This is a genomic window from Syntrophaceticus schinkii (assembly GCF_000946815.1).
Classification (GTDB): Bacteria; Bacillota; DSM-12270; order Thermacetogeniales; family Thermacetogeniaceae; genus Syntrophaceticus; species Syntrophaceticus schinkii.
In genome coordinates this window covers 20,343-39,186 of sequence record NZ_CDRZ01000291.1, presented here as the reverse complement: position 1 = coordinate 39,186, position 18,844 = coordinate 20,343, and the positions used below count along the sequence as shown (strand labels likewise).

At 47.5% G+C, this 18,844-nt stretch carries 26 protein-coding genes; 19 read left to right on the top strand and 7 right to left on the bottom strand.

Annotated elements, in window-relative coordinates:
* The 4 genes from SSCH_RS15295 to SSCH_RS18515 all read left to right on the top strand — a co-directional run.
* Positions 1 to 963: hypothetical protein (locus SSCH_RS15295; protein WP_232294532.1), on the top strand; the 963-nt coding region annotated here is incomplete at its 5' end.
* A gap of 348 nt (positions 964 to 1,311) precedes the next feature.
* The gene (locus SSCH_RS15285) at positions 1,312 to 1,608 is read left to right on the top strand and encodes a GbsR/MarR family transcriptional regulator (protein WP_044666222.1); all 297 of its coding nucleotides are present in this window, start codon (positions 1,312 to 1,314) and stop codon (positions 1,606 to 1,608) included.
* A 103-nt stretch (positions 1,609 to 1,711) separates the two neighbouring features.
* Positions 1,712 to 1,867 (top strand): hypothetical protein, encoded by a 156-nt coding sequence (locus SSCH_RS18520; RefSeq protein ID WP_156972352.1) that lies wholly within the window; start codon positions 1,712 to 1,714, stop codon positions 1,865 to 1,867.
* Positions 1,868 to 1,965: 98 nt separating this feature from the next.
* Entirely contained in the window at positions 1,966 to 2,136 is a 171-nt protein-coding gene (locus SSCH_RS18515; protein WP_156972351.1) for a hypothetical protein, read from the top strand.
* Between the two features lie 38 nt (positions 2,137 to 2,174).
* Here SSCH_RS18515 and nth read toward each other — a convergent pair whose 3' ends face one another.
* The 5 genes from nth to SSCH_RS18510 all read right to left on the bottom strand — a co-directional run bounded on the left by nth (position 2,175) and on the right by SSCH_RS18510 (position 5,642).
* Positions 2,175 to 2,846: an endonuclease III gene (gene nth / locus SSCH_RS15280; protein ID WP_044666221.1), complete on the bottom strand. Its 672-nt coding sequence runs from the start codon at positions 2,844 to 2,846 to the stop codon at positions 2,175 to 2,177.
* Between the two features lie 370 nt (positions 2,847 to 3,216).
* Positions 3,217 to 3,414, bottom strand: coding sequence for a cold-shock protein (locus tag SSCH_RS15275; RefSeq protein ID WP_044666220.1), 198 nt, complete (start codon positions 3,412 to 3,414; stop codon positions 3,217 to 3,219).
* A gap of 234 nt (positions 3,415 to 3,648) precedes the next feature.
* Positions 3,649 to 5,064: an MATE family efflux transporter gene (locus tag SSCH_RS15270; RefSeq protein WP_044666219.1), complete on the bottom strand. Its 1,416-nt coding sequence runs from the start codon at positions 5,062 to 5,064 to the stop codon at positions 3,649 to 3,651.
* 108 nt (positions 5,065 to 5,172) lie between these two features.
* Positions 5,173 to 5,337: a hypothetical protein gene (locus tag SSCH_RS20565; RefSeq protein ID WP_232294531.1), complete on the bottom strand. Its 165-nt coding sequence runs from the start codon at positions 5,335 to 5,337 to the stop codon at positions 5,173 to 5,175.
* A 137-nt stretch (positions 5,338 to 5,474) separates the two neighbouring features.
* Complete coding sequence (locus SSCH_RS18510) at positions 5,475 to 5,642, bottom strand: hypothetical protein (protein WP_156972350.1); 168 nt, start codon at positions 5,640 to 5,642, stop codon at positions 5,475 to 5,477.
* A gap of 409 nt (positions 5,643 to 6,051) precedes the next feature.
* On the opposite strand from SSCH_RS18510, the gene SSCH_RS15260 reads away from it, so the two are divergent.
* Positions 6,052 to 7,269, top strand: a complete 1,218-nt coding sequence (locus SSCH_RS15260; RefSeq protein ID WP_198142537.1) for an SH3 domain-containing protein — start codon at positions 6,052 to 6,054, stop codon at positions 7,267 to 7,269.
* Between the two features lie 107 nt (positions 7,270 to 7,376).
* On the opposite strand, the gene SSCH_RS15255 is transcribed toward SSCH_RS15260, so the two are convergent.
* Positions 7,377 to 8,042, bottom strand: coding sequence for an HAD-IA family hydrolase (locus SSCH_RS15255; RefSeq protein ID WP_044666218.1), 666 nt, complete (start codon positions 8,040 to 8,042; stop codon positions 7,377 to 7,379).
* 68 nt (positions 8,043 to 8,110) lie between these two features.
* Here SSCH_RS15255 and SSCH_RS20560 point away from each other — a divergent pair, with 68 nt between their 5' ends.
* Together SSCH_RS20560 and SSCH_RS20555 are read left to right on the top strand one after the other, a co-directional pair.
* The gene (locus SSCH_RS20560; RefSeq protein WP_232294530.1) at positions 8,111 to 8,485 is read left to right on the top strand and encodes an MBL fold metallo-hydrolase; all 375 of its coding nucleotides are present in this window, start codon (positions 8,111 to 8,113) and stop codon (positions 8,483 to 8,485) included.
* A gap of 94 nt (positions 8,486 to 8,579) precedes the next feature.
* Complete coding sequence (locus tag SSCH_RS20555; RefSeq protein WP_232294529.1) at positions 8,580 to 9,092, top strand: MBL fold metallo-hydrolase; 513 nt, start codon at positions 8,580 to 8,582, stop codon at positions 9,090 to 9,092.
* Here the strand turns inward: SSCH_RS20555 and SSCH_RS15245 are convergent.
* On the bottom strand, positions 8,997 to 9,830 hold the full coding sequence (locus SSCH_RS15245) for a DegV family protein (protein ID WP_044666217.1): 834 nt from the start codon (positions 9,828 to 9,830) through the stop codon (positions 8,997 to 8,999). The genes SSCH_RS20555 and SSCH_RS15245 overlap by 96 nt on opposite strands.
* 277 nt (positions 9,831 to 10,107) lie before the next feature.
* Between SSCH_RS15245 and SSCH_RS15240 the strand changes: the two genes are divergently transcribed.
* The 12 genes from SSCH_RS15240 (at position 10,108) to SSCH_RS15190 (ending at position 18,830) form a co-directional block, all read left to right on the top strand.
* Complete coding sequence (locus tag SSCH_RS15240) at positions 10,108 to 10,410, top strand: hypothetical protein (RefSeq protein WP_052835734.1); 303 nt, start codon at positions 10,108 to 10,110, stop codon at positions 10,408 to 10,410.
* Positions 10,411 to 10,770: 360 nt separating this feature from the next.
* Entirely contained in the window at positions 10,771 to 12,126 is a 1,356-nt protein-coding gene (locus SSCH_RS15235) for an alanine/glycine:cation symporter family protein (RefSeq protein WP_044666216.1), read from the top strand.
* A gap of 99 nt (positions 12,127 to 12,225) precedes the next feature.
* Positions 12,226 to 12,456 (top strand): 4Fe-4S dicluster domain-containing protein, encoded by a 231-nt coding sequence (locus tag SSCH_RS15230; RefSeq protein WP_044666215.1) that lies wholly within the window; start codon positions 12,226 to 12,228, stop codon positions 12,454 to 12,456.
* Positions 12,457 to 12,565: 109 nt separating this feature from the next.
* Positions 12,566 to 13,639 carry a redox-regulated ATPase YchF gene (ychF, locus tag SSCH_RS15225; RefSeq protein WP_044666214.1) on the top strand — a complete coding sequence of 358 codons (1,074 nt, stop codon included), beginning with the start codon at positions 12,566 to 12,568 and terminating at the stop codon, positions 13,637 to 13,639.
* A gap of 102 nt (positions 13,640 to 13,741) precedes the next feature.
* On the top strand, positions 13,742 to 14,143 hold the full coding sequence (gene acpS, locus SSCH_RS15220; protein ID WP_052835733.1) for a holo-ACP synthase: 402 nt from the start codon (positions 13,742 to 13,744) through the stop codon (positions 14,141 to 14,143).
* Between the two features lie 34 nt (positions 14,144 to 14,177).
* Positions 14,178 to 14,402 carry a hypothetical protein gene (locus tag SSCH_RS19645; RefSeq protein WP_052835732.1) on the top strand — a complete coding sequence of 75 codons (225 nt, stop codon included), beginning with the start codon at positions 14,178 to 14,180 and terminating at the stop codon, positions 14,400 to 14,402.
* Complete coding sequence (locus SSCH_RS15215) at positions 14,299 to 15,765, top strand: NAD(P)H-hydrate dehydratase (RefSeq protein WP_084711242.1); 1,467 nt, start codon at positions 14,299 to 14,301, stop codon at positions 15,763 to 15,765. The genes SSCH_RS19645 and SSCH_RS15215 overlap by 104 nt, the downstream gene beginning before the upstream one ends.
* 7 nt (positions 15,766 to 15,772) lie before the next feature.
* A complete protein-coding gene (gene alr / locus SSCH_RS15210; RefSeq protein ID WP_044666213.1) occupies positions 15,773 to 16,918 on the top strand; it encodes an alanine racemase in 1,146 nt (381 codons plus the stop codon).
* Between the two features lie 125 nt (positions 16,919 to 17,043).
* Positions 17,044 to 17,445: a tRNA (adenosine(37)-N6)-threonylcarbamoyltransferase complex ATPase subunit type 1 TsaE gene (gene tsaE, locus SSCH_RS15205; protein WP_269746221.1), complete on the top strand. Its 402-nt coding sequence runs from the start codon at positions 17,044 to 17,046 to the stop codon at positions 17,443 to 17,445.
* Positions 17,427 to 18,116 carry a tRNA (adenosine(37)-N6)-threonylcarbamoyltransferase complex dimerization subunit type 1 TsaB gene (tsaB, locus tag SSCH_RS15200; RefSeq protein WP_052835729.1) on the top strand — a complete coding sequence of 230 codons (690 nt, stop codon included), beginning with the start codon at positions 17,427 to 17,429 and terminating at the stop codon, positions 18,114 to 18,116. The genes tsaE and tsaB overlap by 19 nt, the downstream gene beginning before the upstream one ends.
* Positions 18,116 to 18,604: a ribosomal protein S18-alanine N-acetyltransferase gene (rimI, locus tag SSCH_RS15195; protein WP_052835728.1), complete on the top strand. Its 489-nt coding sequence runs from the start codon at positions 18,116 to 18,118 to the stop codon at positions 18,602 to 18,604. The genes tsaB and rimI overlap by 1 nt, the downstream gene beginning before the upstream one ends.
* A gap of 1 nt (position 18,605) precedes the next feature.
* Positions 18,606 to 18,830 (top strand): DUF3006 family protein, encoded by a 225-nt coding sequence (locus tag SSCH_RS15190; RefSeq protein WP_044666211.1) that lies wholly within the window; start codon positions 18,606 to 18,608, stop codon positions 18,828 to 18,830.
* Positions 18,831 to 18,844: the final 14 nt, after the last annotated feature.

Sequence of the window (18,844 nt, the reverse complement as noted above, 5' to 3'; positions counted from 1 at the left end):
GTGAGATTTTCGGTTTCTCGGGGCCAACGGGTGCGGGGAAAACCACCACCATTAGGATGGTCACCGGGCTTTAAGGCGACATCAGGGAAAGTGATGGTGAGGGGAGAGGACCTGTGGCAGCCGGGAACTGAAACCCGGCCGCCTGCATCGGGTATGTTCCCGATACCCCCTGGTCTTTATGAGAGGCTGACTGCCAGTATTTCTTTTAAAAAGGATCAGGGTCAGCGGCTGATGGGTTTTTTGTCTGCGTTGCATCTGCCGTCAACCGTACAAGCGGTGATGCTGAAAGAGTGGTTTTCTCTGCGGCGCAGTTCCATAACGAAGTTTCGCCTGATAGCCTGGCTCATTCTTTCGGTGGTTCCATTTTTACATCCGGGTCTACGCTCATTTGTCATATCTCTGCCCTCACAGCTGATTGTGGTGTTTGTGATCTGGGTTTTCTGTTTTGGAGAATTGATCGCCGCAGCCTACCAGTCCGAAGCTGACCGCCTGGGGATTTTATGGCTGGCAGCTGTCAAACCAGGGCAGTTGGCACTGGGTAAGTTCCTGGCTTACCTGCCCTTGGCTATGTTTGTCCTGGGGACTGCCGGTGTCGTTGTTTTTGTATCCGGCCTGAGAGGCATGCCGGTACTGCTTGTGCTTTTGTTTACCTTTATTGGGGCTGTAACGAGTATTGCCTTCAGTCTGGCTCTGGCAGCCGCGGCCATGAATAAGGTTTTTTATCACAGCGGTTCTATCTCTGATATGGTCTTGGAGCAGGTGCCGCTTGCCTTTCCCAGTATGGCTTCTTTCTTTGCCCTGATTGGTTTTCTGGTGGCGTATTGTTATATAATTGTGTATATCCAGACCAGTGGGGTGGCATTAATGGCTTCTGTGGGCGGTGTTCTCGCCGGAGGTGGGATATTAGCAGTACTGGCGATTGCAGTAACAGGCTTTTTATTGAAACATTGTTATTTATTATAGGTTTAATCGCGGGGGAGGTTTGCGGGGGGGGGGTGTTGACCGCGGGGGACCACAGGGATCAAAGGGGCTGTTCCTCAGGGATAACTATCAAGAATTGTTCCAGTCAATGGGTAGCACAGGGATTGTCCCTGTAGGGATTTGATTGCCATAGTAATAGAGTATTTGCTTGCTCGAGATTCTATTATGCTAAGCGTAATAATATTGTTATTACTATTTGTGCCACCAGCAGTTGCGGCGGAATGGATGTTAGCACATGCTCGGGCTGTGTATACCGATTATTTAGACCAGGAGGTGCAGACCTGGATTCCTGCTGCCAACTCTACTGTCAAGGGAGAGTAGGGTGCCGATTTGGTTGAGGAATCAGGGGTTGTAATGCAGACAGATAACGAAAATAAGAAGTTAGAAGAGGCGCGCAATATTATTATTGATGCTTTAGGCAGGGTTTACGCTCTGTATGGGCTTCCCGATGTAATCGGGCGTATCTATGGGGTTCTTTTTTTAGCGGACAGGCCGCTGGGGCTGGAGGACATTGCTCAGATGCTCGGTGTCAGTAAATCAACTGTCAGCATCAATATCCGTATCTTAGAGGGTGTAGGGAACGTTCGGAAGATTTGGGTTAAGGGGGAGTCGCCGGGATCACTATGAAGCAGAGCGCAATATTTCAAAAATTGCGGCAGAAACCATTCAGAAAAACTATGAACGGGAGATCGATATTGTCGTAGATGCTGCGCAAAGCAGTAAAAATCTTTTGACAGATGTTTGTGATCGCCCAGAGGATGGGTTAAAAGATAAGGCGAAATTTTATTATGAACATATAGATTACCTGGAAAGCCAGTACAAGCACTTCGGCCGCATACTGGCGGAGATGCTGATCACTGTTTTTCAGGAAGAGGATAAAGTATAATAAGCTGTGGGATATCAGGTGAATAGAGCAGCAGTATTAAGACCAGGTTTTTGAATGTTATAGTTATTCTGGCGATATTTCTGATACCAGCAGGCTTAATGTGGCTGGTGGAAAACTACAGCCAGGGTACAGCCTACAATCTGTTGACACGTGTTTTGAGCAGCCCTGATTGGTTTCAAGCAGTGGTCAGCGGAGTGGTTTTTTTGATGATCTTCACGGTGTCCCTGGCAGGCTCTTTGATGATCTATGAGAATAAAGATATATCTTGAACTTTGGGATTGTAGCCATTAAACGACATAGATGCCTATCAGGACTTGCATGCGTTTTTACAAATCTCTCTCAAAGTGCAGGATGTGCATTCCGGTTTCCGTGCCTGGCAGACGCGGCGACCGTGAAAGATGAGGAGATGGTGTGCCTCTCCCCATTCCTGTTCAGGTATCAGTTCCTTGAGTCGTTTCTCTGTCCCTTCCGGGTGCTTTTCACTGCACAGTCCGATTCTGTTGGCTACGCGGTGGACATGGGTATCCACTCCCAGGCCAGGTTTTCCGAAGGCGTTGAACAGAACAACATTGGCGGTTTTTCTTCCCACACCCGGCAGCTTCAAAAGGGAGTCGAAGTCATCAGGGATTTCCCCTTTATGCTCATCCAGGATAATCCTTGCCGCAGCCACCAGATGAGCCGCCTTATTCCTGAACAGCCCCACAGATTTGATTATTTCTTCGACATGGCTGACCTCAGCATCAGCGAGAGCCTTGATGTCAAGATATTTTTTAAAGAAGAGCGGTGTGACACGGTTGACCTGTTCATCTGTTGTCTGGGCGGAAAGGATGGTGGCTACCAGTGCCTGGTAGGGGTTAGAGAAGTGTAAACGAGGCCCTGCGTCAGGATGGGCTTGGCGCAGGCAGTTGAGCACTGCAGCAGTCAATTTTTGCTTTTCTGTATGCTGAAGAGTCAGTGTAATCTTCCTTTCTACCTTCAAGTGAGCAAGTACAGGTACGGATTCTCCTGATTCCCCTCGACACTCGCCCCCTGATTACCGGTAAGACGTCTGAAAATAGATGTCTGAAGCCGGAAGCCAGAGGTCGGAAAACCAGGAACCGCTTCCGCCCGTTCCGCAACATAACATGACTTTAGTTATGTTTTCCCCTTGCCAAAGGCGGAAGCAGCAGATACAGGAGCGGAGTTAGGGAAATATCAAGGTGACAGAGAGCCGTCAGCCTGTGACCTCCCTTTCATCTTATCGAAAGACGCGAGATCGAGAGACGCGAGAATCGTCCCCGCGTCTCCGCGTCTCATAGAAATAAAAAAACTTCATCCAGGAAAACTGAATGAAGTTTTTTGTTTACAGCTTACAGGCGAACAACGTTGGCTGCCTGCTGTCCGCGTGGTCCTTCGACAACGTCGAATTTAACTCTATCGTCCTCATCGAGGGTTTTAAAGCCTTCACCCTCTATCGCGGAATAGTGAACGAACACATCGCCACCATCATCCTGCTCGATAAAGCCATAGCCTTTCTCGGCACTAAACCATTTTACTTTACCTTCCATGCTTGCGCCTCCTTCCAATCATTTTCATGCAAAAAGCGGAATTACATCGAGTACCTTTCGTCCCATCAGGAGGCCGCAAGATCTTCTAGTCCTTCCAAACTCTTTCATGTCATAATCATCATAATACATTTGAACAACAAATGCAAAAAAAAATCAGAATTAGGTGACACAAAAGGTCTCACTGCCAACAATGCTTCTATTCCCACTTCCCACATCTCATTCAACCACCAACAACTAAACCAGGCGGGCGTGCTCTTTCTGTTTCCAAAAGAAGTGGTAATAGCAGTACTGGAGAATGAGCATGGTGATAAAGGCTGCCGGAAAGCCGAACATGACCCCCTCAAGACCGATTCTGGTGTGCATGATGTATGCCACCGGTACCTCTGCTCCCCAGATGGAGAAAATAGCGATCAGGGTTGGCCAGAAGACGACACCGCTGGCTCGCATGATGCCGGCCAGGATGTTGGCATTGCCGAAAATGGGGTAGCTCCATAAAGTGATCACCAGCAGTTTATAAGCCATATTCAAAGTCGGAATATCGGTCAGGAAGAGGGATAGGATTTCACGACCAAAAAAGTATGCCAACAGAGCGAAGATTCCTATGATAATGTAGTTCATCCATACACCGGTTCTGATTATTTTATTCAATTTTTTATTGTACCCCGCACCGATAGCCTGGGCTCCAAAGATCGATACTGCCATTCCCAAACTACCTGCAGGCATCTGTACATAGCTGACAACCTGTTGAACGGCCCCGAAAGCTGCAGTGGCATTGGAACCGAAGCTGTTTACAAAAGATATGACTGCCACAGCTGCCAGGGAGATCATGACCATCTGGATGCTGGTGGGGATGCCGATACTGATCAAGAGCTTGAAAATAGGCCAGTCGATCCTCAGATGGCGTAAGGTTTCCCTATCCAGCTGCAGTGGGTGATTTGTTTTGTTCAGGTAAATTAGAAAAATCGCAAAGGTCAAGAGGCCAGAAATAACATTGGCCAGGGCAGCGCCGTTGACCCCCATAGCAGGCAGAAAACCCCACCCTATAACAAGTGCGGGAATAAGCAGGATATTCAAAATCGTGCTGATCAAGAGGAAATAAAAGGGGGTTGTAGAGTCCCCGGATCCCCGCATGAATGTGGTATAGACATTGAAAAGGAAGAGCACGGGCATAGCCAAAAAAATGATGCGCGCAAAACCGGCGGATGTTTCTATGATATCTGCCGGTGTTCCGGTCAGCTCCAACAGGTTATGGGTAAAGAGCAGTCCAGGAATGGCCAAAAGCAGACCGAGCAGAAAGGTGGATGTTAATGTTGTTCCCACGATTATCTTTACTTTCTTCCATTCCTGTGCCCCAAAGGCCTGGCCGATAAGAACGGAACTGCCGCCGCCGATGCCGATCACAAAAGATACCAAAAAGAAAAAAACAGGGAAAAAGGCTGAAACAGCGGCCAAAGCTGAAACCCCGATCATGCGGCCTAGAATGATGCTGCTGATAGTGCCGCTGACAGAGTTTAAGAAATTGCTGAGCATCAAGGGAAGAACAAAGATAAAGATTCCCTTCCATAGCGATCCTTCCAGATCAATCCGGCTCTTCTTGATTTCCTTTTCCTCGAACTGTCCGTCTACTGCACTGGCAGAATGTTCATCCATGTAAGAGTCCTCCGTTTATGCTTTGAATAGATATTAGGGTTGTTGGTATGTAATAGATATAATTTGTCAGCGGCTAAATTACTGATATATTGTCTGCAAGGCACTGTGCTAAACATTAATGGATTGACTGTCTGATTGTCTATTAATATAACAAGCAAATAGGCGTGTGATCAGTACTGCTGCTGCAACCCTGACTGCGACAAGCACACCCAAGTTTGCCCCGATGGCTACAAATAATAGTGTATCTTCAATCATACCGTGGCAGATACTCAAAAAAATATTTAGAAGGTAATTTTCTTGAGAAGATATTTCACCCGCTTTTACCGATTGGATGATCAGCCCGATCCGTAAGCAACTCCGAAAATTATCCCTGCCAGGAGAGGGAAGGTGGTTACGATTCACTGCGCTTTCTATGGGAATGCTGTGGCAGATGCAGCACATAGATGCGACACAGTTGGCTGTTTGATGTCCAGGGGTAATGACGGTATCAGGGGTATGAGAACCGCAATTGCGGCATAAATGTTAACAAAGCCGCCTATAATCAGAGCAAGGGCGGTTTCCCCAGGGAGGCCGGCCATGTTCTACGCCCCTTGCAGCACAATAAATAGATTATAGCATTTCGTGCCTTTTCGCAACAGGAGCATTATCAGAAAAGATGTAGTAGAGACGTTTGCTGTTGCATCTTCGGGCCTCTGATTTCCAATTTCCCACACATATTTTTCGGTTAGGTGCCCATGTGGCGCGTATATTGAGAGCAAGTCACGGTGCATCCAAGGAAAATGGTGGAAATTAAGAAAATATAGCAATTGGCGGTAATAGTTATAAGCAGTTGGTGGCCAGTGTCAGAAAAAAATGCCGATTATGAAGGGAGTGAATGATGTGCCATCGCAGAAACAAGTATTTTGTTTTGATGATATCCATACTGCAGAGTTCTGGCTACGCAAAGTTTCTCACCCTGATAAGATCATAATGAGTAATAAGATCATAATGAGTAAAGAACAAATTGACTGTTTTAATCAGGAGATCCAAAAGAGACAGTCCCAGATTGTCCGGGATCTTGCGGTACATCATAATGATATGCCTGGGGATAGTATTCAGTCTGCAATAAAGCAGACGTTTCCCCAAAAACATCTTTATCATCAAGGGCAGCAACTTGAGAAATCTTTTTATGATGATCTGCTGCAGGAGATGAATGTCAAGGGGGTCAAAAAAACTTCCAAGGCGCAGTTTGCCTATTCTATCAGGGGTACCAGTATCAGGTCTTTCCCCAGCAAAATGTTTGTGACAGATAATCCGTCTGATAATGAATTCGACCTCTTTCAGGAAACAGCTCTTGACCCTGCAGAACCGGTAATAATACTGCATGAAAGCAAAAGTGGAGAGTGGAGTTTTGTACAGACATCTTTTTTCAGGGGGTGGGTGCCTGCTGCGGACCTGGCTGTTGCCGGTGTTCGACATATTTGGCTTGACTATCTTCAAACCGCCCGCTTTTTGGTAGTGACCGGAAGCAAGCTGCGGTTGGGTTACAATCCTTACTCCCCGGAGATATCTGAGTTGGAATTTATGATGGGTGCAAAGATCTCTCTGACCGCTCAGGATGAGGTGCCAGATGTGATTGACAACCAGTCTCCGGATGGCTGTTATGTAGTCAAACTTCCAGTGCAGGGTGGAAACGGTGAGCTGACATTCAAGCAGGCACTTGTGCCGCGTGTCAGTGATGTTTCTGTTGGGTATCTGCCCTATACCAGGGCGGCGGTGATCAGGCAGGCATTTAAAATGCAGGGGGAGCGCTATGGTTGGGGAGGGCTGTTTAAATCTCGGGACTGTTCGGCTTTTGTCAGAGACATCTATCGCTGTTTCGGGTTTCATTTTCCACGGAACTCCGGAGAACAGATGCTGTTGCCAGGGAAGAACTTTTCTCTGACTGGAGCAAACAGGCAGGAGCGCCGGCGTTTGCTGGATCAACTGCCCTCCGGTTCACTGCTGTTTTTCCCCGGGCATGTGATGCTTTATCTGGGGAAGCACAAGGATGATTACTATGTGATTCATGCCATTGCCTATTACGGTGAAAAGGAAAAGAGAGATATAGATGGCAGTTATATTCCGGTGTCGCTCAATGCGGTGGCGGTCAGTCCCCTTTCTCTTCGCCGCCGCAGGAGTGGGGAGGAGCTAATGATGGCTCTGACCTCCTCAGTACAAATTTAATCATGAGTAGATCACGTGGATCATTGACCTGCCAAAGGAATCGTGTCCCCGCGGTAGGTTGTGACCTGCCAGAAGAACTGTCCCCGCGGCAGGTCCCCCGCAGCAGGTCAGAAATGCGCCAGGAACCGTCCCCCTTGCATCTGCACCCCAATAGCGGAACGCAGTTCTTCCCATGAATCAACCAGGAAGTCCGGCTGCTGTTTTTTTAAGTCATCCTTTGCTGCTATTCCCCAGGTTACTCCGATTGTGGCTACACCTGCGTTTTTGCCGGTGATGATGTCATAGATGCTGTCACCGATATATACACCTTTGGCCGGGGGGATGTCCAACTGCTCCAGAGCCTTGAGTATGCTGTCGGGGTTTGGTTTTGGCCTGCCGGCATCTTCAACAGCCACTACTACTTCCAAATACTTATCAAGCCCTGTGAGGGACAGGCTTTCTCTGGTAGCTTTGCGGCGTTTGGATGTGACTACCCCTGTGCGGTAGCCTTTTTCCTGTATATGATTTAAGGTTCTCTTGGCTTCAGGAAAGGGCTTCAAAAGCTTTTCCTGAGTTTTTACTTGAAATTCTGCGTAAACTGCCAGGAATTCCTCATAGTTCTCGGGAGCATAATGCTTGGCGACATCCCGCAGTGGTAAACCGATAGTGTTTAATACCTCTCCTTGCCCCCAGGGTAAGCCGAGGTGTTTGAAGGTGTGTTCAAAACTCAACCTGATCAAAGGAATGGAATCGATCAGTGTCCCGTCCAGATCAAAAAGAATAGCTTTTAACATTGAAACCTCTCCCTTTCTGTCCTTGTTCTTTTTGGTAGAGATTGCTATGATTAATTAGGGTGTTTTGAATGAATATTGTCAAAATAAAAGGAGAAACCTATTATATCAAAGATGCTACAAATGTTGGTGTTTATGTTTTTACAGACAGTAAATGCCTCTTAATTGATACTTGCTTTACCCGCGGCCAGGCCCGGAAGATCGATATAACCCTTAAGAAAAATAACATCTATCTCAAATATATCATTAATACACACACTCACCTGGACCACTGTCGCGGCAACCTCTACTTTCAAAAAAACTACCCACAGTGCAAAGTTTATGCATCAGAGCCGGAGAAACCGTTTATGGAAAACCCCTACCTGCTCGCTGCGCTGTTCTATTCTGCAAGTCCCTTGAAGGCTTTGAATCGCAGCCCCGATCCTTTCCTGTTGATTATTATCTAAAAACAGGGATACAGAAAGTCGGTGAGCAGAAGTTTGAGATTATACCCCTCTACGGCCACACAAGAGGCAGATCGGTGTAATTACTCCCGATAGGGTGTGTTTTCTGGGGGATTCGATCTTCAGCATCCATACCCTCGAAAAATACTGCCTTCCTTATATTTATGACATTGGAGAAAGCATCAAAACGATGCATTCTTTACTGGAGATCGATGCCGACTATTTTGTGATCAGCCATGATGAGGATGTGCTCACCAGGGAGACCCTGCCTTATTTAGTAAAGAGGAACCTGGCAAATATTGAGAAGTTCCAGCTGCAGATACTGGAACTCCTGAAACAGCCTTTAACCAGAGAAGACCTGGTGGAACACCTCACAACCAATAATGATCTCGTCTTAAACTTAATGGAGTACCATATTATTTTCTCCACTGTTTCCGCTTTTCTCAAATACCTCGTAGACGAAGAGCTGATCACCTATCATGTTCATACAAGCAGATTTGCTTTTCCAATCAGTTTAAAAAGAAATCACCATTCCACCTTGTCCGGCATAGGTAGCGATTGTTGTTCCCATATCATTGATGATCACATCACTGGATTGGTAATTGTCTAAAATCTGTTTTTTCAAAAATTCCGCGTCTTTGATGTTGTTGCAGTGAGAGATGCTGAACATTTTTGTCGGAATCTCTTTTGCCTCCCGGACTTTGTCATTTATTATCTCCATTACTCTTTGCAGTGCTTTTTTCCTTCCGTGCATCCTTTCCCGCATGACCACCGCGCCTTCAACACCTGATAACAAAACCTTGATGTTGAGCAGTTTAGCAAGAGAACCCTGGAATTTGCTCAACCGTCCACCCTTGACGATGTTTTCCAATGTGTCCAGTAAGATTAAGATAGTCATATTATTCCTGTATTGTGTTAACTTATCTATGATTTCTGCACAGGAAAACCCTTTCTCAGCTAACATCGCCGCTTTGATGACCTGAAGGCCTTGACCCAGTGTAGCTGCCCAGCTGTCAAAGACTGCCACATCGATTCCGGACATTTCCTTGGCCAGACAAGCTGTTTGGTAGGTACCGCTTAATTTTGAGGAAATATTAATGCAGAGCAGCTCTCCCTTAGATGCCAAACCTTGAAAGGCCTTGATGAAAGTAGCTGTCGGTGGTTGGGATGTTTTGGGCAGGGTTTTAGCTACAGCCATTTTTTTATAGAACTCTTGTGATGAAAGCTCAATTCCATCCAGATACTCTTTTCCGTCTATATTTACTGTAAGCGGTACCACGTGAATATTATACTTCTCAATTATCTCTGCTGGCAGGTCCGCTGAACTGTCGGTGATGATTTGTATCAAAGCTCTTCCTCCTCATTTAATGGTAGACGAAGTACAATATACTGTTTTCATTATACTTGATATGCCATGTTTTTTCACCCAGTTTTGGGATCAGAGGGAGATGTTGTGAGGTCAGGAATGGCTGTTGTGATCTTTCCTGTGATCAGACTCGTCCCCGATAGACAAAAGTGGATCTAGAGAGCCGTCCCCCTGATCCACCAATTATTGTAACATTTATTTGTCGTTGCAATATAAATGTTAAGACAGTCACGCATTTTAAAATTGGAGGTGATTTGGTATGACTTATGCAAGGGAACCGCTGGATGCTATGTATCCCGAGGTTTACCACCGCGTCTATCCCCATGTGAAGCATATGTGTGAGATGTATGACAACCCCTCGAATCCTGATTTTTATCCGTATCCAACAAGACAGGGTGTTGAGAAGATGGCGGACCATATTTATAACAGAGTTATGATGGAGATGAGGGATGCTTCAATAGAAGAAGATATAAGTACACAGCAATTTGGAAGGGGTCTGCTGCGGGATCTGGTTTTAATTCTTTTGATTCGGGAGCTGCTTAGAAGAAGAAGATCATTTTAGAGAGCGCCGGGGTGTTGTCGATGCCTGTATCCCTCTCTGAAAAGTTTTGCAACCAGGTGGCAGTAGTAAACTGCCACCATTCTTGTTCTAAGAGGAGTTTTCACGGAGTTTGAAGAGTGACAGTGCTGTCTATAATCCCAACCATTCTTGTTCTAAGAGGAGTTTTCACCCATAGAATTTATTAACTGTGGATATTTTGCGCCATGGAGCGCCATGGAGCAAGAGGTATAGAGCATATCTTCCGGTAAAGCCAAAGACCCCTGGCGACGGCAAGCAGTGTGGTGACGGCGTATTAGGCGGCTTTTGGTAATCAAACAGGATAAGTGCTTCTTTACAATAGAATGCGGTGAGGTCGAATAAATGGATGCTATTTCTGATGTAATCACTGTGATCAACAGCTTTATCTGGGGTCCATGGATGTTGGCTCTGTTGGTGGGAACAGGTCTTTTGTTAAGCTTGCGGCTTCGTTTTATGCAGTTTCCTACACTTCCTTATGCCCTCAAACTCGCCTTTTCACCTGTGCAGCAAGATCAACGCTCTAAAGGGGATATTTCTCACTTCCAGGCCCTGATGACCGCTCTTGCAGCCACAATCGGTACAGGCAATATCGTGGGGGTTGCCACAGCTGTGGTGCTGGGCGGCCCAGGGGCTGTTTTTTGGATGTGGATAACTGCATTTGTGGGGATGGCCACCAAATACAGTGAGGCGGTATTAGCTGTTAAGTACCGTGTTACCGATGAAAAGGGTGAAATGGTCGGGGGCCCAATGTACTATATCGAGCGGGGGATGGGCTGTAAATGGCTGGCCTGGCTGTTTGCCTTATTTGGTGCGATAGCAGCATTCGGTATCGGCAACATGGTACAGGTTAATGCTGTAGCAGGTAATGTGCACAATCTTTTTGGTATCCCCGCTTGGGTTACCGGGATTATTCTGGCGCTTTTAACTGCCTTGGTTATTATGGGGGGGATTAAGAGCATTGGAAAAGCAGCAGGAACACTGGTACCTTTAATGTCACTATTATATATTTCAACAGGGCTTTTGATCATCATCTACAATTACAGCCTGGTACCGGATGCCTTGAAGGTTATCTTTACAGATGCTTTTCAGGCACAGGCGGGTTTTGGTGCATTGATCGGCACAACCATCCGTTATGGGGTGGCCAGGGGAGTCTTCTCCAATGAGGCGGGTCTTGGCTCTGCTCCCATTGCTGCCGCTGCTGCAAAAACCGATCACCCCTGCAGGCAGGCGCTGGTTTCCATGACCGGCACTTTCCTGGATACAATTATTGTCTGCTCGATCACCGGGATTTTACTGGTGATGGCCGGTCTTTATCCGGACTTTTCGGAGGGCACTGCAGTTGTCTTGACAAGTTGCTCCTTTGACTTTTTTCTCCCAGGTATAGGCAGTTATATTGTTACTGTTGGGTTGATCTTATTTGCTTACTCTACGGTTCTGGGGTGGTTTTATTATGGTGAAAAGTGTTTTTATTATCTCACAGGTTTTAAGGGTATTAAACCATACAGGATGCTCTTTTGTTTGATGATTTTTGTGGGAGCGGTCTTAAAAATAGGACTTGTCTGGGATATTGCAGATGCATTTAACGGGGCGATGGCCATACCTAATTTGGTCGGCTTGCTTGCTCTGTCAAGTATTGTGGTATCTGAGACGAGGGAATTCCAAAAAATCAGAGAAAAAGAGAAAGGGAAACTGATCTGAGAATTTTCTCTGCTTTAGCAGGATTTCAGCGGCTGTCGGCGAATTAAAAATTAAGGGGATAGTTTCGAATGCTATGGAAAGGAGGGATGTTTTAAAATCATGGCAGAAGAGAAGAAGGAGTATAAATTTACTTTTAGAATCCAACAGGAACTATGTATGGATTGTGCTTCTTGCTGGTATGAGTGTGAGTATGAGGGAGGTAGCGGTGCTTTACAGATAAGCTACAACGGAGCGGCGTTCTTTGAAATTAATGAGGACTCCTGTACCCGGTGTGGACGTTGCTTCAGGGCTTGCCCGGTAGATGCAATTGAACGGCTCAAGAATGCATAAAGGGGCCTAATTTTTTGGGTTTCGACTAATAAGATTCCCCATTTTTAATAATGGGGAATTTTTTCTATCTATCAACTGCTGTGTTATACTTGTAACGAGGTGAGAAGAAATGGCTCTAACCTGTGGGATTATTGGACTACCCCTGGTTGGAAAAACAACACTGTTCAACCTCCTTACTAAAGGTGAGGAGGAGACAACTAACTACGCCGGGCGCACTAAAACAAATGTCCGCATTGCCATGATCCCGGATCATCGATTGGACATGCTTGCGGAAATTTATCATCCCAGGAAAATTGTTCCGGCGGTCTTGGAGGTTACAGATGTTCCCGGTTTGAATCGCGGAACAGGAGCGGCTTTTCTAGATGCTGTCCGTGAGGTGGATGCGCTGATCCACGTGGTCCGGGCGTTCAAAAGTGAACAGGTTCCTCATATAGAGGGGGGCCTGAACCCGGTGCGTGACCTGGAAAATATCAATGCGGAGCTTTTTATGGCGGATCTGCAGATGGTAGAGACGAGGCTCGAGCGAATCGCTGCCAATAAGAAGATTAAAGGGGAAACCCTGATTGAGCAAGCGGCACTCCAGCGCTGTCAGGAGGTTCTCAATGAGGAGAAGCCTTTATTGGAGGCCGGCCTTACAGATGAAGAGTGGCAGGCTGTCAAATCACTGGGTTTCTTAACCACAAAGCCGATGATCTTTGTAGTTAATATCGATGAAGATCAACTGCGTGAGGGCAGTTTTGAGGGAGAGGACAGTATCACAGCCTATGCACAGGAAAAGGGAATTCCTGTGCTTGCCATCTGTCTTGAACTGGAGGCTGAAATAGCGCGGTTGGAACCAGAGGAAAGAGAACTATTTCTGGAGGAGATGGGGATTGCCGAGCCAGGTATTGAAAGGGTTGCCAGGGTTATCTACAAGCACCTGGGCTTGATTTCATTTCTAACTGTAGGTGAGGATGAGGTAAGAGCATGGACCATCGAAAAAGGCACAAAGGCACGAGCAGCCGCAGGAAAGGTGCATACAGATATTGAGCGTGGGTTTATCCGTGCCGAGGTTGTTAAATATGATGATATGGAATGCCTGAGAGATATGGTAAAGATCAAGGAAAAGGGGTTAGCCCGACTGGAAGGAAAGGAATACATCGTTCAGGATGGGGATATTATCGATTTCCGGTTCAATATATAAATGTGAGCAGGCTGCTATAAAGGAATTTGTCGATATTGGTAGAATTACGAAAAAGGAAAGGATAAGAAGCAGCAGTTTTATAAGCTTGTTTGCTGCCATTATTTGTGTTATGGTGAGATTATGGTTTTAGGGATCGGTATCGATATTATTGAGATCGCCCGGGTGGAAAGGGCACTGGAAAGGCGCGGGAGGCTCTTAGAGCGCCTGTTTACTTCACAAGAAATAGCCTACTGCATGGATCGGGGGCGGCCGGGTGCATCCTTGGCGGCTCGTTTTGCGGCAAAAGAGGCAGTGCGGAAGGCCTGTAGTTCGGTATTTCCAGGAGAGGTTCTCCCCTGGTTACATATAGAAATTTCTATGGATAACGGCCGCCCAATGGTCAACCTGCTGGGAAACACTGCCCTGAAAGCGGATAGGAATGGGATTCGGGAAGTTCTTGTGAGTTTGAGTCACAGCAGGGAGTATGCCTGTGCTTCTGCCCTGGTGTTGGGAGACAAAGTCTAGCAGTTTTCGATTATTACGAAGAAGGTGATTTTAGATGCGACTTGTCAAAGCAGCTGAGATGCGGGAAATGGATCTGGAGGCGACAAGGCGCTACGGGATTCCTGGCTTGATTTTGATGGAGAATGCTGGTCTGGCTATTGTAGATGTGATCATCGATGATTTTTTTGGGGGAAAGCCGCAGGGGAAACAAGTTTTTTATAATTGCGGGACCTGGGAACAACGGCGGGGATGGCTTTGTGGTGGGAAGGCACCTGTTTAATAGAGGTGCTTTAGTGCAATTTTTGATCACCACTGATCCTCAATATTATCGCGGTGATGCGGCGGTTAATTTAAAGATCATCAATGATATGGAACTCCCCTGTGAGGTTTTACAGCCTGATAATGTTGATTCTTTTAAAGATGATATCAAAAAAGCGGATCTGGTTATTGATGCCCTTTTCGGGACAGGTTTTAAGGGTGTTCCCCGGGAACCCCTCTCCTCTCTGATTAGATCGGTGAATGAGATAGGAAATCCTGTGCTGGCAGTGGACATTCCCTCTGGTATGGAGGCAGATACCGGGATTATAGCTGGTGAATGTATCAAAGCCATCATAACAGTTACCATGGGTATGCCCAAGATCGGGCTTTATCTTGACCCAGGTGCACAGTACACAGGAGAAGTAGTTGTGGGAGATATTTCTTTTCCCCCGCAGCTGAAAAGTGAAGAGGGTGGGGATTATTACCTGGTCGATCAGGAGATGGTGTCTGGAGCACTTCCGCTGCGCCTGCCCACCCAGCACAAGGGGGACTTCGGGCATGTTGTGGTGATCGGCGGTACCAGGGGCTATACCGGTGCCGCTGCACTGGCCAGCAATGCCGCTCTGCGCGGTGGGGCGGGTTTAGTGACAGCAGTCATCCCAGAACAGCTCTATCCGGTAGCAGCTGTCAAGCTCACTGAGGCGATGACCTATCCGGCCTCAGGTAGTAAAGGTGGAGGGTTTTCCAGTACATGCCGTGCATCTATCCAACAGGTTTTAGAAAAGGCAACTGTGCTCGCAGTGGGACCTGGATTCGGCCAGGAAGAGGAAACAGCGGGATTCCTGGAGGACCTGTTGTTGAATACAAGCATCCCTCTTGTTTTAGATGCGGATGCACTCAATATCCTTACCCGGAGGAAGCACCTCTTGACAGATGCATCCCTTGCTGAGCAGAGAAGACAGTGGGTCTTAACTCCGCATCCCGGTGAGATGGCTCGCCTCTGTGGGGTAAGCATCTCTGAGATTCAGGCGGATCGATTGGGGTATGCGGCACAGGCAAGCCGTGAATGGGGTGTTGTTGTGGTTCTGAAAGGCGCCCGCACAATTATTACAGGGCCAGAGGGTCCTTTGTTCATCAACCCTACCGGAAATCCTGGACTTGCTTCAGGAGGGACAGGTGATGTCCTGGCGGGATTGATCGCCTCCTTCCGGGCACAGGGACTGGCTGCTGAAGAGGCTGCTTACTCCGGTGCTTTTATTCATGGACTGGCAGCGGATCAGATTGCACTTAAAAAAGGTACTATAGGGATGATCGCCGGGGATCTCCTGAAAGAAATACCTGTGGTTATCGAAAACCTCATAGCTTTGAAAGAACGGGGGCGTTAAGCGAGCGATGAAGCGACCCGTTTGGGCTGAAATTGATCTTAAAGCATTGGCTGGCAATGTAAGAGAGATACGGCGGGTGACAGATGAAAGCGCCCAAATCATGGCTATTGTCAAAGCCAATGGATACGGGCATGGGGTTGAACATGTTTCCAGGGTGGCTCTTCAGAATGGAGCATCTTGGATAGGGGTGGCTCTCCTGCAGGAGGCTATCTTGCTTAGGGAGAAGGGTATCAAAGCTCCGATACTGGTTCTGGGTTACACACCGGTTGATGATATTGCGGAGGTTATCAGGTATGATATCAGTCAGACGGTTTTTACCTGGGATGATGCCCTTGCTATTGCCTCTGTGGCCAATCACCTGGGTAAGAAGGCAAAGATACATGTAAAGATCGATACCGGCATGGGACGCCTGGGGTTTAAATGGGACCGCGAGACATTAGATATCATTTGCCGACTGGCACACCTGCCCGGGCTAGAAGTGGAAGGGATCTACACCCACTTCGCGACAGCAGATGGGGATGATAAAACATTCGCCCAGGAACAGTTCGCCAGGTTTCAGCAGATCCTCAAACAGCTGGCAGCGCGCCATGTTTTTATCAGGTGGCGCCACTGTGCCAATTCCGCTGCTGTTATGAGCATGCCCTTTACCCATCTGGACCTGGTGCGGCCGGGTATTACCATTTACGGCCTTTATCCTTCATCCAACAGCCGCGACCTGGTAGAGCTTACACCTGTGATGTCATTAAAGGCCAAGGTGGCTTTTGTTAAAGAAGTTCCTGAGATGTTCAGCATCAGCTATGGAAGAAGCTATTATACAAAGGAGAAAACGCGTATTGCGACTGTTCCTTTGGGTTATGGTGACGGTTACAGCAGACTGCTCTCCAACCGTGGGCAGGTGCTGATTCGAGGGATGCGTGCCCCGGTGGTGGGGCGCGTCTGTATGGACCAGTTGATGGTGGATGTTGGTCATATCCCAGGTGTGCAGCAGGGAGATGAGGTTGTCCTGGTGGGCAGACAGGGATCCGATGAAATTCCGGTAGAAGAACTGGCTGATTACCTGGGGACCATTAACTATGAGGTTTTGTGTATGATCAGTGAGCGTGTTCCTCGGGTTTATCTTAACGGAGATGGATCGGAGGGACGCTTCTCTTGATCCATTACGCGTGCAAGGGTGACTGTTACGGTTTGGATGGTGAGATAAGTTGTGGGAAATACATTCTTATAGTGATCAGGTAACAGAAGCTGTAGGTCGGGAATTAGGAAAACTACTTGGGCCCGGTGATTTTGTTTCCCTTACCGGGGAACTGGGGGCGGGGGAAAACCACTATGGTGCGCGGGATTGCCTCCGGACTAGAGGTCAGGGATACTGTCTCCAGTCCAAGTTTTTTGATCATTCAGGAATACCGGGGAAGATATCCTGTTTTTCACGGTGATTTTTACCGGTTGGGGTCCTATCAGGAGTTAGAGGATATCGGTTGGGACGAATATTTCCATAGAGAGGGCATTATGCTTATTGAATGGGGAAACCTGATTCCTGAAGCCATCCCTGAAGATTACCTGGAAGTAGTGATCAAAGAGCCAGGTTTGGAAACCGCGCGCCTTCATAAGTTTATTCCACATGGGAAACGCTATCAAGCAGTTGTCGAGGAGTTGGCAGAAAAATGCGAGTCTTGGGGATAGAAACATCCACACCGATAGTATCTGTGGCAGTTGCCGCGGACAGTCAGGTTTTGGGGGAATTCTCTCTGACCACAAAGCAGGGCCATATGGAGCATTTGCTTCCCTTAATAGATCAACTGCTTGCCGGGCTGGAGATTGCTGTTGATGACCTTGACGGTTTTGCCGTCTCTGTGGGGCCCGGCTCCTTTACCTCTCTCAGGGTGGGTCTGGCTACCTGTAAAGCACTCGCCCACACTGTCAATAAGCCTGTAGCAGATATTCCTACCTTGGATGTTCTTGCCTGGGGACTGCAGGGGACCCCGGGGTTGATCTGCCCTGTCGTTACTGCTCGCCGTGATGAGGTTTATACTGCTGTTTATGTGAGTTCAGATAGTGGCATCAAGCGATTGAGCAGCTATCTAGCGCTGAACCCCGTAGAGTTGGCGCAGCGCCTGCAAGGCAAACTGCGTGCTAAAATAACTTTTACAGGAGAAGGTGCCAAAGCTTACTGGACGGCCTTTCAAGAATGCCTCGAAGATAAGGCATCACTGGCTGACCCGGCACGGATGTGGCCGCGCGCCGGTCAAACAGCGATCTTAGGAGGGGAAATCTTGAGCAGTGAAGGGGGGAAGGAGCCCGGGGCGGTGCAAGCGCTTTATATTAAGTCACCGGCTATTCGGCGCCGGAGTTGATGATGGAAGAGGTTGCTGGTGCTGTTACAGTGCGTTTGATGAAGAAAGGTGATCTAGATCAGGTCCTGCTCATTGAGCAGTGTTCTTTTCCTGCGCCTTGGGCTACAGAAGCCTATCTCAGTGAACTGAACAATAAGTTTGCCAGGTATTTTGTGCTATTAGAACAGGAGCGAGTGATCGGCTATGCTGGGATGTGGCTTTTTGCTGGGGAATCGCATATCACCACCATCGCTGTACATCCCGATTACCGTTCCCGCGGGTATGGCAGGATGCTAATGGCGACATTAATCGAATACTCGAAGGAGCATCATGCTGACACTATGATTTTGGAGGTGAGGGTATCCAACAGCTCTGCCATCAGGCTTTATTCCAGTATGGGGTTCAAAAGAATTGGAATACGCAAGAATTATTATATAGAAACACATGAGGATGCCATTGTTATGCTGCGACATCTCAAGCAGGGAAATGATTCAGGGGGGAGGGAGTAAAGTGGTTGTCAGAGGGGTTGTTGACCGCATAGAAGGTGAACAGATCATCGTGCTGCTGAGTGATGAAGGAATTGTTTTACACTGGCCGCGTCAGTTCCTGCAGGATGTTCAAGAGAACGACATCCTCTGTTTTGATGTCAGAATGGATGTGCCGGCTGAGGAGGTTAGGAAAATGAACCCGAAAAGCCTCCTGGAACGCCTGGCCTGGCGTCCGGAGGATCAATAATAAACTTGATATTC